Here is a 14511-nt window from a genome sequence, read left to right on the forward strand (position 1 = left end):
AGTAGTGGAGGAAAACATGAAACAAACTCAATTATTAAAAGGGATTCTCGAAGGGTGTGTACTATCTATCTTAAAAGATGAGACAACATATGGTTATGAATTAGTTCAAAAATTAATTCAGTTTGGGTTCGCCGATTTAAGTGCTGGGACAGTGTATCCTTTATTACAAAAATTGGAAAAGCAACATATGATTTCTGGTGAACTAAGAGCCTCGCCAGATGGCCCAAATCGTAAGTATTACTCGCTCACAGAAGAGGGAATAGACCGTTTGGAAGAGTTTAATGATCAATGGGAAAAACTCAGTGACATTGTGAATGTCATATTAAAAAGGGGATAAAGTAATGATAGAGGAAATGATTGAAAAAAATAATGAGTTAAGAGATAAATTAACACCAGAGAATAAAAAATATTATGAGAAAATATTACTATATACACGATTTAAAGGATTATTTGGCGATGATGAGATGATTGAAACGGCATTATTAAATATCTTATATGATTTACTTGATGCACAAGAATCAGGTATTTCAGCTGAAGATTATTTCGGTAAAGAACCGAAAAGTTATTTAGATGAGTTATTTAAAGAGATGCCACAAGTTCCTTTAAGAAAAAAAATATCCATATTTTATATGGTGTTTGGAATTAGTTCAGGATTTTCTTTATTTAGTACACTCACACAAAGAAATCCCTCAATAAATATTTTGACTATTTTATTAAATGGACTACTCAGCATGTTGTTAGTATTTAGTGTGTTTAAATATTTAGAAAAAATGACGTTTAAAGTCAGTAAGCAATCAAAAATTCTAGAATATATAGGTGCTTTCGTTATTGGCGGATTGTTAACAGTGGGCTACATTGGTTCGGTTATGATAGGAAATAGGTTTTTATCTATTCCGCTTCCTTTATACCTGTCAATTTTTGTTATAGTTATTGCAATGATAGTTGTTTCGTGTGTTATTATCAGAAGAAAAAATAAACCCTATTATAGTTACTTAGTCTTTGGATGGGGAATTACTTTTTTTACTACAATAAGTAGATTGCCACAGACACAAAAATGGTTTGAATCAGAGCCTGTCATGATAGGAAGTATTATAGTGATATTATTAGGTAGTTTTTTAACTGCAAGATTTTCTCAAAAATCTATTTTAGAAGAAGACAAATAACAAAGAAACTCGTAAATTTACGAGTTTCTTTGTTTGGTTCTATTTTAACCAACTTTCAACTTTATCTTGGTTGTTGTCGACCCATTCTTTTGCAGCTACTTCAGGACTTTCTCCTTCATTAATAGCTAACATAACTGTTCCCATATCTTCGGTTGACCAGTTGAAGTTTTTTAAGATTTTATAAGCTTCTGGTGAATCATCTTTCAACCCTAAACGAGTAAATGTGTTAATTTGTTCAGGAGCGCCCATCGCTTCTTTAGGATCTTCTAAATATTTTAAATCATATTTACTAAACATCCAATGAGGAGTCCAACCTGTAATAATAATTGGTTCTTTATTTTTGATCGCTTGATCAAGAGCAACTACCATTGCTCCAGAAGAAGATGTTTCAACTTTCCAATCATTTAAGTTTGGATAAGCTTTAATTGTATTATTAGCAGCTGTTACGACTCCAGCGCCAGGTTCAATACCCGTAATAGTTTTATCAGCCTGGTTTGATAAATCTTCAATAGAAGAAACATCCATATAACTAGGAACAACTAAACCAACTTTTGCTCCATCTAAGTTTGGGCCAAGAATATCAACTTTATCTTTATATTGATCAGCTTGAGCTTTATGAGTACTTGGTAACCAAGCGGACACACTAGCATCAGCTTTTCCTGTTGCAACAGATTCCCACATAATAGCATTATCTAGTGGTGTTGTTTCAACGTCAAAACCTTGACGTTTTAATACTTCTGCTAATACATGTGTTGAGGCAACTTCTGAATCCCATTCAACATAAGCCAAGTTAATTTTTTTATCACTTGATTTATTTGAAGATAGGAACATAGATGACCCAATGGCAGCAACTAAAACTGCAACAGCTGCAATAATTGTTACTTTTTTCTGCTTAGGATTTGTGGCTTTTGTTTTTTTAGCACGTGGTTTATTGACATACTGTGTGAATCGATCGATGATAATCGCTAAAATAACTAAAGCTAATCCATTAACGAATCCATTACCAACTTGTGCACGTTGTAGGGCTGATAATACACCTCGACCTAAACCAGGAGCACCAATCATTGATGCAATAACCACCATTGATAGGGCAAGCATTGTTGTTTGGTTAATACCAGCTAAGATAGTACTTTTTGCTAAAGGTAATTCCAATTTAAATAATTTTTGCTTTCCTGTACTACCAAATGAATCGGCCGCTTCAACTAATTCTTCTGGGACTTGGCGAATTCCTAAATTGGTAAAACGAACAGTAGGTGGTAATGCGAAAATAACGGACGCGAAAACCCCTGGAACCATCCCAATACCAAAGAACGCAACAGCTGGAATTAAGTAAACAAAACCAGGCATTGTCTGCATAAAGTCTAAGATAGGAGTTAAAATAGCTTGAGCTTTATCACTTTTAGCCATTAAAATTCCAAGCGGCACACCGATAATAATAGAGAAAACACTTGAAATTAAAACTAGTGTCACTGTATTCATTAAATCAGCCCAGAGACCTTGGTTTAAAATAAACAATAGACCAAGGAATGTAAAAACAGTTAGCCCTTTTTTCTTATCTGAAATATAGAAAGCTAGAGCAGTCATTAAAATAATAAAAATCAGTGGTGGAATGGCCATTAATAAATTTGTCATACCACCCATTATTTGTTTCCCTAAAGTTTCAATTAAAGAGAATAATCCAGAAAAGGTATTTGTAAACCAATCAGTTATATTTTCTACCCAGTCTGCAACTGGTAAAGCATTCATTAGTATACTATTCATTATCCATCACCTCATTTTCATCAGTTGTTTCAGCCAGTGCTTCAATCACGCTTCCTCGAATCACAACACCTAACAAGCGATCGTTATCTTCATTGTCAACAACAGCTAGTGGTGTTGGAGAATCATAGATGAGAGGGAAAATATCACTAATTAGCATATCTTTTTCTACTGTAATGATATTTTTATCTAAAACATCATGTAATGTTTGTTTATTTTTTCTAGCCTGTGCCGCAGCATCTGCTGTAATAGTACCTAGTAATTCACGTTTTTTATTTACAGCAACTAACATACTGACTTCTTCACTTCTCATACGTTGTAGGGCAACGTTTGGTCCGTCAATATCAAGATTAGTTGTTATTGCGGGCACCATGATATTTTGCGCCGTTAAGACTTTTGAACGGTCAACATCTTCAACGAATTCACGGACGTAATCATTGGCTGGATTTGTTAGGATTTCTTCACCAGTACCAATTTGCATGATTTGGCCATCTTTCATTAAAGCAATTCTATCCCCAATTCTCAAAGCTTCATTTAAATCATGGGTGATAAAGATAATGGTTTTTTTCACTTTATCTTGCAATTCAATTAACTCATCTTGCATTTCACGACGAATTAATGGGTCAAGTGCTGAAAAGGCTTCGTCCATTAATAAGATTTCTGGATCATTTGCTAAGGCACGTGCTAATCCTACACGTTGTTGCATCCCACCTGATAATTGATCAGGGTATTGATCTTTAAAAGTAAGTAAACCAGAATTTTCTAATGCTTTTTCGGCACGTTGTTGTCGTTCTTCTTTTTCAACACCACGAACTTCTAAACCATATTCTGTATTTTCTAAAATTGTACGATGTGGAAATAAGCCGAAATTTTGGAATACCATACTCATTTTATGACGTCTTACTTCTCTCAATTCATCTTTATCAAGTTTGGCAATATCTTGTCCGTCAATATAAATATCACCAGAAGTTGGCTCAATAATTCGATTGATTAGACGAATTAATGTTGACTTTCCACTACCAGAAAGCCCCATGATAACAAATATTTCACCTTCTTTGACATCAAAGTTAACATCATATACACCAACAGTTGCCCCAGTTTCTTTGACAATGTCTGTTTTGGATTTTTTTTCTTTTACCATTTGTAAAGCAACCTGTTGTTGTTGTTTTTTACCAAAAATTTTGGTCAAATTTTCAACTTTTACTTTAGTCATTACAAAACTCCTTTATATAAATTCTTTTTTACTCGAAGTGACCACACTATGTTATAACGAAATGGTCACTTTGTCAAAGATAAAAAAGCCTTATTATCATATTTTCTGAAAATAAAATGATAATAAGGCTTGATATAACTAGGATTCTGATGGATAAAAAAAGTTTGACAGGCGTTGTTTGGAAAACTCATCTCCAATGAAATATAATGTATCACCTGCAGAGATTTTTGCGTAAGGACCAGGAGAGATGAGTAATTGTTGTTCATGTAGAATCGCCACAACTGTAGCCGATGTTTCTTGCCATAGATTTAAGTCTTTGATGGTTTTCTCTAAGTATTTTGCATTGTCAGTTAAAATCAGTTCTGAAGGTAGTAAAGGATTAGCATGATTAATTTTTTTTGTTTGTGAAACAAGTAAATTCGCTAAATCAGTTAAGTCATCCAATTCTTTTTTTTGTTGTTGAATATTCATTAGTAAGTCTTGTTTGATTTCTTCAATGTTTTGGACATCTTTATATTGTGATAAAAAAGAGGTTGCTTTTTCTTTTGATGCTACAATGACACCACTGCCATGCTTCACTTCCATAATACCAACATCAACTAAAATATTGACAGCTTTTCTTGCTGTTTCGGGTGATACACTAAAAGTATTAGCCAAAGTTGATCTGGCATGAATTTTGTCTCCAACTTTATAGTAATTGGTATCAATTCGTTCAGCAATTTCAATCGCTACTTGTTGGTACTTAGGTAATATGATTTTTTTATGTTTGACCATATTGCTCGATCCTTTCTATGTTACTTATTATCGCTATCGTACTAAAAAAATAAACGAAATGCAAAGAGGTTTTTTATTGACTAACTGGTATTTGGATTCTAATAAACATATTTCTCTCTAGTTTTGAAGCATGAGGCATTTCTCTAACAACCTCACATGAATAGTCCCCATTAATTTGTCTGTGTGAGGTAGTCACTTTGTCTTTAAAGGTATGAAACATCTTTTTTTCTTCATCGAAAGACTGACCGTAATCAATCGCAAATTCACTAGATTTTAAAGTCACAACATTTGGCAAATGTTTCAAATCAGCCGAACAAAAAACGAAAAAAGTATTGGAGTAAAGATTATCTTGAAGTAAATCAGTCTGTTTGATGATAGTGCCAACATGACTGAACTGTAGATTAGGTAAATGATGTGTTGCAAGTGACTGTTTGAACTGTCTCAGATAACTTTCGTACTCCATACTCGATAAATCATAGATATTGATATCAATTGTGTACGTATATAGGTAACGAGTTGGGAATGATTGGTATTCAAAAGATTGAATTTCTCTATTTTTTTGGTAAATCATGTTATTATTTAAAAACGTTTCAGTGATATTGATTTGTTGCTGAATCTTTTTTGTTGTTCTTTTAATGCGTTAAGATTTAACGCCAATGTTTCATGTATCCTTGGCTCATACATGTGCGACTGTTGTGAATCGTATTCCATCATTATTACAAGCACCAGCAGGATTTATCACAGCAGAAAAATTAAACGAAGTAGAATTTACTAATTATCCATTACATATGTATAAATAAAAATAGGGTAAACTGCGGGGATACTTTTTAAGTATTTACCGCAGTCTTTTAGATTATTTGGCTAAACGAGTGTTCTTATCTTGTCTTAGAAAAAAAATGATGATATGGTTATTCTTTAATAATGCAGTTCCATGTTGAAAGGAATGAACATCAATGTCTGAAAAAATTCGACAACAAGAAGAAGATTATTTGAAATCAACGTATCATCAGTTGCAGAAAACACAAAAAACACTTGGTGAGTGGTTAAATGAAACAAAGCAATCTGGTCAAACGATGATGAGCAAAATTACAGAAGACATTAAACTAAATGTAGATGGCATATCTGATAAGTTAGATAGTTTTTCGCAAATAGAAATGAAAAATCGTGAAATTGATCAGTATAATATCAAAATTAGAAATGGTGAAGTCACTTTAGATAAAGTTAATCGATTATTAGAAAATCCATATTTTGGAAAAATTAAAGTCGACTTTTTAGATGAAGAAGAGCCAGAGTCTTTTTATATTGGGATGCATGGTTTTTCAGATGCTAATAATGATAACTTGATTTATGATTGGCGCTCTCCAATAGCTGAATTATTCTATAATAATGAAATAGGCCCTTCATCATATGACGTGAGAGGAAATACCATTGAAACATCCATTGAAGAACGACGTCAATTTGTCATTGAAAAAGACAAGCTGATTACTTATTTCGATACGATGGTGTCGATTCAAGACGATGTATTGCTCGATGCTTTAGCAAAAGATGATACTAAAAAAATGCGGGACATCACAGCGACAATTCAAAAAGAGCAAAATGTGATTATTCGTGACACAAGTACGCCTTATATGCTAGTCAATGGAGTCGCAGGTAGTGGGAAAACATCTGCTATCATGCAACGAATCGCGTATTTACTATATAATATGCAAGATGACATTACCTCTGATGATGTGTTGATACTGTCTCCAAACAAAGCATTTATTCAATACGTGTCAGACGTATTGCCATCATTAGGAGAAAAAAATCCACGCAACATGACACTGTTACAATTTGCTCAAAGTTATATGCGTCGACATATTGAGTCAGAAGAAAATTATTTCAAACGAATCTCCAAAGAAAGCGTGTCAAAAGAAACAGAGTATTTAAGAGATGGTCAGTTTATTCATTACATAAAAGATAATGTTTATCGTGAGTTTGATAGCAGTAAATTGTTTGATGATATTACATTACGTGATAAAACGATTATTCCAAAAGAGCATATCAAAAAACTATTTGATGAAACACCAAACAATAGTCCGCATGTTGACCGAGTACAAGGAGTAAAACAACGCTTGTTAAGCAGTTGGAATCAACGCTTAATCCAACAATCTAGAACTAAAAAAATCCATGACCAAGTCACATCTTTAACAGAAGAACAACAAGAAAAATACTTTGGTCATTTAATCCAAGATGATTCTGAAAAAAGTTTAACACGCTATGCTGAACAGCTTTTAAGGAAGAAATATAAAAAAGTAACGCAGCAAATCAATCGTTATCGTTGGCTAAATCAGGAGATTTTATTTAATGAATTATTTAAAGGATTTTCAGGTGTCACGTATCAAAGACAAATGGCTCCTATTACGTTAGATGAGGCCATTGCGATTCTGACAATTACGCACTATTACGTAGAACGACTTACTATGCCAAATATGCGATTTGTCTTAGTGGATGAAGTGCAAGACTACACTCCAGCACAGTTACAATTCTTACTGTTGTTGTTTCCAAAAAGTGATTTTACTATGGTGGGGGATGAGAATCAGGCTATTTTTAATACAAACACACCATTTAAAGCAATTGAAGCATTGTTTACCTCTGATGGTAAAGAATTAACGACCTATCAACTATTGACGAGTTATCGTTCGACAGGGGCTATTACGAAAGCATTTAATGAATTATCTTTATCAAAAAATGCAACAATTGTGCCAATCAGACCACAAGGAGACGAACCTGTGCTGATTCAGTATAACGAGTTATCTGATATCAACACAATCGTAACGGATATTTTAACAGAATTGGACGGCGAAATATTAACCATTATTGTTAAAACAGAGGACGAAAAAGAATTACTTGAACATTGGTTTGACGAGTCATTGAATGTGCAGGTGACAAGTATTAACTTAGCTAAAGGTCTTGAATTTGATAATGTGCTACTCTGGGGTGCGTCAAGTGAGCATTACTATGACATTAGAGATCAAAAAATACTATATACAGCCTTTTCTCGTGCTATGAATCGACTGTATATTGCGTACGATAAAAACATCTCGCCACTTCTATCTTATTTACTTTAATATTAATAGACAGACTACTTATCACCCGATAAACTAGGAGGTAAGTAGTCTTTTTTAGGAGGGAAAACATGGTTGGTTGGATTTATTTTTTCATTATTATTTTTGCAAATAGTATAGGTGCCGTATCAGGTATGGGTGGAGGAGTGATCATCAAACCATTATTTGATACATTAGGATTTCATGACGTATTAAGTATTTCATTTTACTCAACTGTAGCTGTTTTAAGTATGTCGATCGTCTCAACAATTAGGCAAGCACAAAATGGGGTTAAAATAAATTGGTCATTTGCATTGTGGCTATCTTTTGGTTCTGTCTTAGGTGGTATATTTGGCAGTCTTGGATTGGACAAATTAGTTGGCATCATGCCTTCTGAAAAGATCGTCTCATTGGTTCAAATCGTCTTGATTGTTGCAACGTTACTCTTTTCATATGCATACAGTAAAAAGCACTGGAGAGGGTACCAGTTAAACAGTACGATTTCTATTCTAGGATGTGGGTTATTTTTAGGAGCGATTGCTAGTTTTCTAGGAATAGGGGGAGGACCTTTAAATGTGGCTCTATTGATGATGCTGTTTCAAGTACCCATTAAAGATGCCACAGTATATTCTATTATTACGATTCTTTTTTCACAATTATCAAAGGTTATCACGATTTCAGTAAGTACCGGATTTTCTCAATTCGATTTAAGTTTACTTATGTATATCATTCCAGCTGGTATTATTGGTGGTTTTTTAGGAGCTTATTTAAGTAAAATAGTATCATCAGAAAAAGTGACGACAATTTATCAATTTGTGATAATTGGTGTCCTTCTTGTCAATTTTTATAATGCGTACAAATTGTTCTTATAAGAATTTTAACTTTTGTTGAATAAATAGTCTTTTTCGTCATTTTAAACGCATTAAATAAAATGTTTATTTAGATTATGTGCGTTAAAATAGTCTTTAGTAAGGGTAGAAACAAATACTGGAGGTTATGATAATGTATACAAGTAATGGAAATTATGAAGCATTTGCTCGACCAAAGAAACCAGAAAGAACAGATAAAATTTCAGCTGTCTATTTAGTAGGATCAGGATTAGCTTCATTATCTGCAGCAGCTTTTTTAATCAGAGATGCTCAATTACCGGGTAACAAAATTACGATTTTAGAAGAATTACCACTTCCAGGTGGGTCTCTTGATGGGATTGATAAAGATCATTATGGTTTTGTTATACGTGGTGGACGTGAGATGGAAAATCACTTTGAATGCTTATGGGATTTATATCGTTCAATTCCATCATTAGAGGTAGAAAATGCCTCAGTATTAGATGAATTTTATTGGTTAAATAAAGAAGACCCAAACTCATCAGAATGTCGCTTGATTCATAGCCAAGGTATTCAATCAGATACTGATGGAAAATTTACATTGACTGAAAAAGGATTAAAAGAAATTATCTCATTGTGTTTAACTAAAGAGGATGACTTACAAGATAAGAGGATTGATGAAGTCTTTTCACAAGAATTTTTTGACTCTAATTTTTGGAAATATTGGTGTACAATGTTTGCCTTTGAAAACTGGCACTCAGCAATGGAAATGCGTCGCTACTTAATGCGTTTTGTTCATCATATTGATGGATTAGCAGATTTTAGTGCATTGAAATTCACAAAATACAATCAGTATGAATCTCTGGTGATGCCATTAGTTGACTATTTAACTGAGCAAGGTGTGACAGTCCAATACAATACAAAAGTTGATAATATCATCGTGAATTGTTCTAACAATCAAAAAATAGCTGAAAAATTAGAATTAATAGTAGACGGTAAAGAACAAACAATCGAGTTAAAAGAAGACGATTTAGTGTTTGTAACAAATGGTTCAATCACTGAAAGTTCAACTTATGGTACACAAACAACACCAGCGCCAATTCCAAGTACAGAAGATCTTGGTGGTAGTTGGAATCTATGGAAAAAATTAGCTGAACAATGTGATGAATTTGGTCACCCAGAAAAATTCTGTGAAAACTTACCAAGTGAAAGCTGGGTTATATCAGCTACAATTACAACATTAGATAAAAAAATAGCACCATATCTTGAAAATATCAGTAAAAGAGATCCTTATTCTGGTCGTGTTGTGACAGGTGGGATTGTCTATTCTGAAGATTCAAATTGGCGTCAAAGTTACACTATTAATCGTCAACCGCACTTTAAAAAACAACCTAAAGATGAATTAGTTATCTGGTTTTACGCATTGTGTTCAAACAAAGATGGAAATTATGTGAAGAAACCAATTACCTCATGTACTGGTGAAGAAATAGCGAAAGAATGGTTGTATCATATTGGGGTACCCGTTGATAAGATTGATGATTTAGCTAAAAATTCTGTTAATGTTATCCCAACTTATATGCCATTTATTACGTCTTACTTTATGCCAAGAGCAAATGGTGATAGACCATTAGTTGTCCCAAATGGTTCTAAAAATCTAGCATTCATTGGAAATTTTGCTGAAACGAAACGAGACACAGTGTTTACAACAGAGTATTCTGTTAGAACAGCGATGGAAGCTGTGTATGAATTAATGGACGTTGATAGAGGCGTACCTGAAGTATTCGCATCAGCATTTGATATTCGAACATTACTTCGTGCAACTTATTATTTAACAGATAAGAAAACTCTCCCTGAAATAAAAGTACCTTGGTTAATGAGTAAGGTTGAAAAACATGAACTGAAAAAAATTCAAGGCACATTTGTTGAAGAGTTATTAAAAGATAATCATTTATTATAATTGAAAAAGAGGCTGACCCAAAAGTCTAAAAATAGAAAAAATCCCATGAAATAAGTTTATTAAAATCTTGATTTCATGGGATTTCTATTTTATTAGTTTAGTGATTTTTATTTAAAAAGTGACTTTTGGGTCAGCCTCTTTTTATTTTTGTCTTAATTGGTTTAAAATATCTGTGGCTGTTTGGGTATTCATATGGGGAGACTGTCTTAGTTTTTCTGTGACTTGTTCTATTTCATCCCCAGTGGCGCCAACTTGTATAGCTAAAGAGCTTGCATGTAATTTCATATGCCCTTTTTGAATACCATCACTAACCAGTGCTTTTAGTGCGGCAAGGTTTTGAGCAAGACCTACTGAAACAATTATTCTAGCAAGTTCTTCAGACGTTGATATAGACATCATATTTAAATTTGCTTGTGCCATAGGAAGAACCGAAATAGCTCCTCCCACGCTACCAATTGACATCGGTAAAGTCAGTTTCCCAACTAAGTACTCATCTTGCACGTGCCATTCTGTCATACTTTGATACGTACCGTTCTTGCTAGCATATGCATGAGCAGCAGCCGAGACAGCTCGCGGATCGTTTCCTGTTGCAATAACAACAGAATCAATACCATTCATGATGCCTTTATTATGAGTGACAGCACGATATGTATCGAGGTTGGCATATTGAGTGGCTTTTTCAATTCTTTGAGCAATGTTTTTCCCACTAGTTGATTGATTTCCAAGTTTATCAAAAGGAATCGAGCAAGTCGAAGTGACAAGGGATTCGGTGTTATAGTTACTCAAAATAGACATCAGTGCTTCACCACCGACTAAATCAACAATAAGTGGGGTGACCCCTTCAAGAATCGTATTAATAATATTCGCTCCCATAGCTTTTTGGACATCTACTAATAAATACACAGTTAAAAATGTATCATCACCGTTTTCCGATTCAAAAATGTCGCAAGTAATCTCTTTTAACCCGCCACCACGTTTTACGATTGATGGGTGAGCGTTATCTGCGACTTCTTTAATTTTATCAACCTGTGACAAAATTAGCTTTTTAGCGTCATTTGGATTCGTTACGCCTGTTAAGATAATTTGCCCGCGTTTCAAATAAGTTTCGATAGATGTTTTAAAACCATTGGGTCTAGCTAATTTAGCAGCATTGCTACAAGCAGCTATAACAGAAGGCTCTTCAACAACCATTGGAATGATTTTTTCTTCACCATCAATCAGAAAATTCAGTGCAACACCTAAAGGAAGTGGAAATTGAGTTAATTGATTTTCAATCAGAGAATTAGCCACGTCATTATCTAAAGGTGAATTGTTTTTAAACAAGCAATAGTCTTTGTCGTCTAGATAATGCTCACTAAGTAAGATAGAGAGTCTTTCATCTCGTGTTTTCTTATAAAACTTATTAAATAAATTCGTCACTAAAATACTCTCCTTGAAATTTAGTTTTTACCGTACAGACGTTGATGATTTTCAGTACCTTTAAAGAAAAAGATGCTATTGTCTGTTTTATCTTGATTAAACAAATGATTACCATCTGAATCGATGCTTAATTCTTTGGTAAACATCGTCGTATAGTCTTCGATAGATAAATCTATTCTATTGGTTAATAGTTTTTCATGTTCAGCTGATAATAAAGAATCTTTAAAACCATCAACTAATTTTCCGGTAAATATTTCTGCTACAGCACCACTACCGTAACTAAAGAAACCAATGCGATCAGTTGCGGTAAGAGAAGATGACGCATGTTCAATCAAGGACATAAAACTTAAATACAATGAACCAGTGTAAATATTTCCGATATCACGAGAGTAGTTTGTACTATATTGGTAGTTTTCTAGTAATAAGTCTTTGTTTTTTGGTGCCTCTTTCTCCAAAATTGGTAGTAAAGCTTTTTTCCCCATTTTGGTATAAGGTAAATGGAAACAAAAAGCAGAAAAATCTTCTAGTGATAGATTAGTCCGTTTAGAATATTCTACCCATAACTCACTGAAAAAAGAAATATACGCTTCATTTGAGAATTTTCCATCTACAATGGCAGTTTTAGAATAGTTTGGACGCCAAAAATCAAAAATACTTTTTGTCATTGATACAGAAGTTTCTTCGATTTCAATAATTTTTGGATTAGAACTCACTATCATGGCAACTGATCCAGCACCTTGTGTTACTTCTCCAGAACTATTAAGACCGTATCTTGAAATATCAGACCCAATAACTAGGGCTTTTTTATCAGGATGTAATCTTACAAAATCAACAGCCATCATAAGTCCAGCAGTTGCACCAAAACATGCTTGTTTCAAGTCAACGGATTTAGCGAAAGGATGGATGTCCAACAAATCATGAATAAATGAGGCAACAGACTTAGACTCATCAACACCTGTTTCTGTACCTACGACAATTAAATCTATGTTATTTAAATCATTTTCCGTAAGTAGAGGGTAGGCTGCATTAGCTGCCATACTGACAGTATCCTGACTAATAGGTGGGACTGACATTTTAGATTGACCAATACCTATTGTAAATTTTGCAGGATCAACGCCTCGATGTTTCGCCAATTCTTCTAAATCGATATACGTATTTGGAGTGTAAAAATTTATTTTATCTATACCAACCATACAATTAACCTACTTTCTTTTAAATAAGAGTAATTCACTAAGTATTTTATCATACAAAGAACAAAAGAGTAGGAGATATTTGTCAATTTTAGGAATCTCTTAAGGTATAAAAAAACTGGACTTATAAAAGTCCAGTTTGCATTATGATAAAATTAGTCTTCTTCAGTTTTAGCGTTAACTAATTCTGGTTCAGCAGCTTCAGCTGTTTCAGCATCTTCTTCAACAGCAGCTGACATTTCAGATACAGAACAGATTTGTTCTTCAGCATCTGTTACGATAGAGAATTCTTCGTGTTTTGGAATATCAGCAATTACTAAAGAATCACCAATTTCTAAGTTAGTAATATCAACTTCAACACGTTCTGGTAATTTATCAGGAGTTGCAGAAACAACTACAGTGTATAAGTTTTGTTCAAGAACACCACCAGCTTTAACCCCCTTAGGAGTGCCAACAAGTACCAATTCTGCTTCAACTTCAGTTTCTTGAGACATGTCTACAGCTAAGAATTCAACATGAACCCAAGATTTAGTAAATGTATCTAATTCATAAGTATGTAATAATGTACTAATTTTTTTACCGTCTAAATCTAGTACGTATACCGCGTTCATACCGTTTTCTCGGATATCTTTTTCCAATTGACGAGCATTTACAGAGATAGATAAGTTTTGGATACCATTGCCGTTTACAGCAGCTGGTACACGACCTTCTTCTCTTAATTTTCTGCGGATAGATCTTGGTCTAGTCGCTCTTTCTTCTACTTTTAACACTACTGACATAAATAATTTCCTCCTTTAGAATATAACATCTTAATTAGTTCGTTATTTAGTTCATGTAGACGTAATCGTTGTGATGAGCTAGTCGATTAATCTAGTGATATTGATAAGCGTGTTAAACATATCAATAACGAACGATAAGACTATATTATACCTTTTGAGGCAATCTTAACAATTAAATACTAATTACTAAGTTAAATATGGAGACTAAGGACTTAAGCAACCCATATATTGCCTGCTCATCATGGCTAAAAAACCACACTATAATATAAGCTTATGGACTAACCATACGACGAAAACAAGAAAAGGTCAAGTGAAATAGTTTTATATAAAAAACAACATCATAGAGTT

General features: G+C 33.6%; 13 protein-coding genes. 6 read left to right on the plus strand and 7 right to left on the minus strand.

The window, feature by feature from the left end:
• Window positions 1-16: 16 nt before the first annotated feature.
• Together BHY08_RS03175 and BHY08_RS03180 are read left to right on the plus strand one after the other, a co-directional pair.
• On the plus strand, window positions 17-337 hold the full coding sequence (locus BHY08_RS03175) for a PadR family transcriptional regulator (RefSeq protein ID WP_071456497.1): 321 nt from the start codon (window positions 17-19) through the stop codon (window positions 335-337).
• A 4-nt stretch (window positions 338-341) separates the two neighbouring features.
• Window positions 342-1163, plus strand: coding sequence for a DUF1129 domain-containing protein (locus BHY08_RS03180; RefSeq protein WP_071456498.1), 822 nt, complete (start codon window positions 342-344; stop codon window positions 1161-1163).
• Between the two features lie 39 nt (window positions 1164-1202).
• On the opposite strand, the gene BHY08_RS03185 is transcribed toward BHY08_RS03180, so the two are convergent.
• From BHY08_RS03185 to BHY08_RS03200, 4 genes are all read right to left on the minus strand, one after another.
• A complete protein-coding gene (locus BHY08_RS03185; RefSeq protein WP_071456499.1) occupies window positions 1203-2924 on the minus strand; it encodes an ABC transporter permease/substrate binding protein in 1722 nt (573 codons plus the stop codon).
• A complete protein-coding gene (locus BHY08_RS03190; RefSeq protein ID WP_071456500.1) occupies window positions 2917-4134 on the minus strand; it encodes a quaternary amine ABC transporter ATP-binding protein in 1218 nt (405 codons plus the stop codon). The genes BHY08_RS03185 and BHY08_RS03190 overlap by 8 nt, the downstream gene beginning before the upstream one ends.
• A gap of 138 nt (window positions 4135-4272) precedes the next feature.
• Window positions 4273-4908 carry a GntR family transcriptional regulator gene (locus BHY08_RS03195; protein ID WP_071456501.1) on the minus strand — a complete coding sequence of 212 codons (636 nt, stop codon included), beginning with the start codon at window positions 4906-4908 and terminating at the stop codon, window positions 4273-4275.
• A gap of 73 nt (window positions 4909-4981) precedes the next feature.
• Window positions 4982-5479, minus strand: coding sequence for a hypothetical protein (locus BHY08_RS03200; RefSeq protein WP_157093625.1), 498 nt, complete (start codon window positions 5477-5479; stop codon window positions 4982-4984).
• A gap of 85 nt (window positions 5480-5564) precedes the next feature.
• Here BHY08_RS03200 and BHY08_RS10920 point away from each other — a divergent pair, with 85 nt between their 5' ends.
• The 4 genes from BHY08_RS10920 to BHY08_RS03215 all read left to right on the plus strand — a co-directional run bounded on the left by BHY08_RS10920 (window position 5565) and on the right by BHY08_RS03215 (window position 10775).
• The gene (locus BHY08_RS10920; protein WP_211267913.1) at window positions 5565-5708 is read left to right on the plus strand and encodes a hypothetical protein; all 144 of its coding nucleotides are present in this window, start codon (window positions 5565-5567) and stop codon (window positions 5706-5708) included.
• Between the two features lie 153 nt (window positions 5709-5861).
• Entirely contained in the window at window positions 5862-8015 is a 2154-nt protein-coding gene (locus BHY08_RS03205) for a HelD family protein (RefSeq protein ID WP_071456503.1), read from the plus strand.
• A 68-nt stretch (window positions 8016-8083) separates the two neighbouring features.
• Complete coding sequence (locus BHY08_RS03210; protein ID WP_071456504.1) at window positions 8084-8863, plus strand: sulfite exporter TauE/SafE family protein; 780 nt, start codon at window positions 8084-8086, stop codon at window positions 8861-8863.
• Between the two features lie 130 nt (window positions 8864-8993).
• Window positions 8994-10775 (plus strand): oleate hydratase, encoded by a 1782-nt coding sequence (locus BHY08_RS03215; protein ID WP_071456505.1) that lies wholly within the window; start codon window positions 8994-8996, stop codon window positions 10773-10775.
• A gap of 141 nt (window positions 10776-10916) precedes the next feature.
• Here the strand turns inward: BHY08_RS03215 and BHY08_RS03220 are convergent, their stop codons facing one another.
• The 3 genes from BHY08_RS03220 to BHY08_RS03230 all read right to left on the minus strand — a co-directional run bounded on the left by BHY08_RS03220 (window position 10917) and on the right by BHY08_RS03230 (window position 14163).
• Window positions 10917-12194, minus strand: a complete 1278-nt coding sequence (locus tag BHY08_RS03220; RefSeq protein WP_071456506.1) for a hydroxymethylglutaryl-CoA reductase, degradative — start codon at window positions 12192-12194, stop codon at window positions 10917-10919.
• A 20-nt stretch (window positions 12195-12214) separates the two neighbouring features.
• Window positions 12215-13387: a hydroxymethylglutaryl-CoA synthase gene (locus BHY08_RS03225; protein ID WP_071456507.1), complete on the minus strand. Its 1173-nt coding sequence runs from the start codon at window positions 13385-13387 to the stop codon at window positions 12215-12217.
• A 152-nt stretch (window positions 13388-13539) separates the two neighbouring features.
• On the minus strand, window positions 13540-14163 hold the full coding sequence (locus tag BHY08_RS03230; RefSeq protein ID WP_071456508.1) for a 50S ribosomal protein L25/general stress protein Ctc: 624 nt from the start codon (window positions 14161-14163) through the stop codon (window positions 13540-13542).
• Between the last annotated feature and the right edge of the window lie 348 nt (window positions 14164-14511).

This window comes from Vagococcus teuberi, from assembly GCF_001870205.1.
Taxonomy (GTDB): Bacteria; Bacillota; Bacilli; order Lactobacillales; family Vagococcaceae; genus Vagococcus; species Vagococcus teuberi.

Coding starts and splice junctions, on each gene's coding strand:
- BHY08_RS03225 (WP_071456507.1), bottom strand. CDS start 13,387: ATGGTTGGTATAGATAAAATAAATTTTTACACTCCAAATACGTATATC.
- BHY08_RS10920 (WP_211267913.1), top strand. CDS start 5,565: ATGTTTCATGTATCCTTGGCTCATACATGTGCGACTGTTGTGAATCGT.
- BHY08_RS03185 (WP_071456499.1), bottom strand. CDS start 2,924: ATGAATAGTATACTAATGAATGCTTTACCAGTTGCAGACTGGGTAGAA.
- BHY08_RS03230 (WP_071456508.1), bottom strand. CDS start 14,163: ATGTCAGTAGTGTTAAAAGTAGAAGAAAGAGCGACTAGACCAAGATCT.
- BHY08_RS03190 (WP_071456500.1), bottom strand. CDS start 4,134: ATGACTAAAGTAAAAGTTGAAAATTTGACCAAAATTTTTGGTAAAAAA.
- BHY08_RS03215 (WP_071456505.1), top strand. CDS start 8,994: ATGTATACAAGTAATGGAAATTATGAAGCATTTGCTCGACCAAAGAAA.
- BHY08_RS03195 (WP_071456501.1), bottom strand. CDS start 4,908: ATGGTCAAACATAAAAAAATCATATTACCTAAGTACCAACAAGTAGCG.
- BHY08_RS03200 (WP_157093625.1), bottom strand. CDS start 5,479: ATGATTTACCAAAAAAATAGAGAAATTCAATCTTTTGAATACCAATCA.
- BHY08_RS03205 (WP_071456503.1), top strand. CDS start 5,862: ATGTCTGAAAAAATTCGACAACAAGAAGAAGATTATTTGAAATCAACG.
- BHY08_RS03175 (WP_071456497.1), top strand. CDS start 17: ATGAAACAAACTCAATTATTAAAAGGGATTCTCGAAGGGTGTGTACTA.
- BHY08_RS03210 (WP_071456504.1), top strand. CDS start 8,084: ATGGTTGGTTGGATTTATTTTTTCATTATTATTTTTGCAAATAGTATA.
- BHY08_RS03180 (WP_071456498.1), top strand. CDS start 342: ATGATAGAGGAAATGATTGAAAAAAATAATGAGTTAAGAGATAAATTA.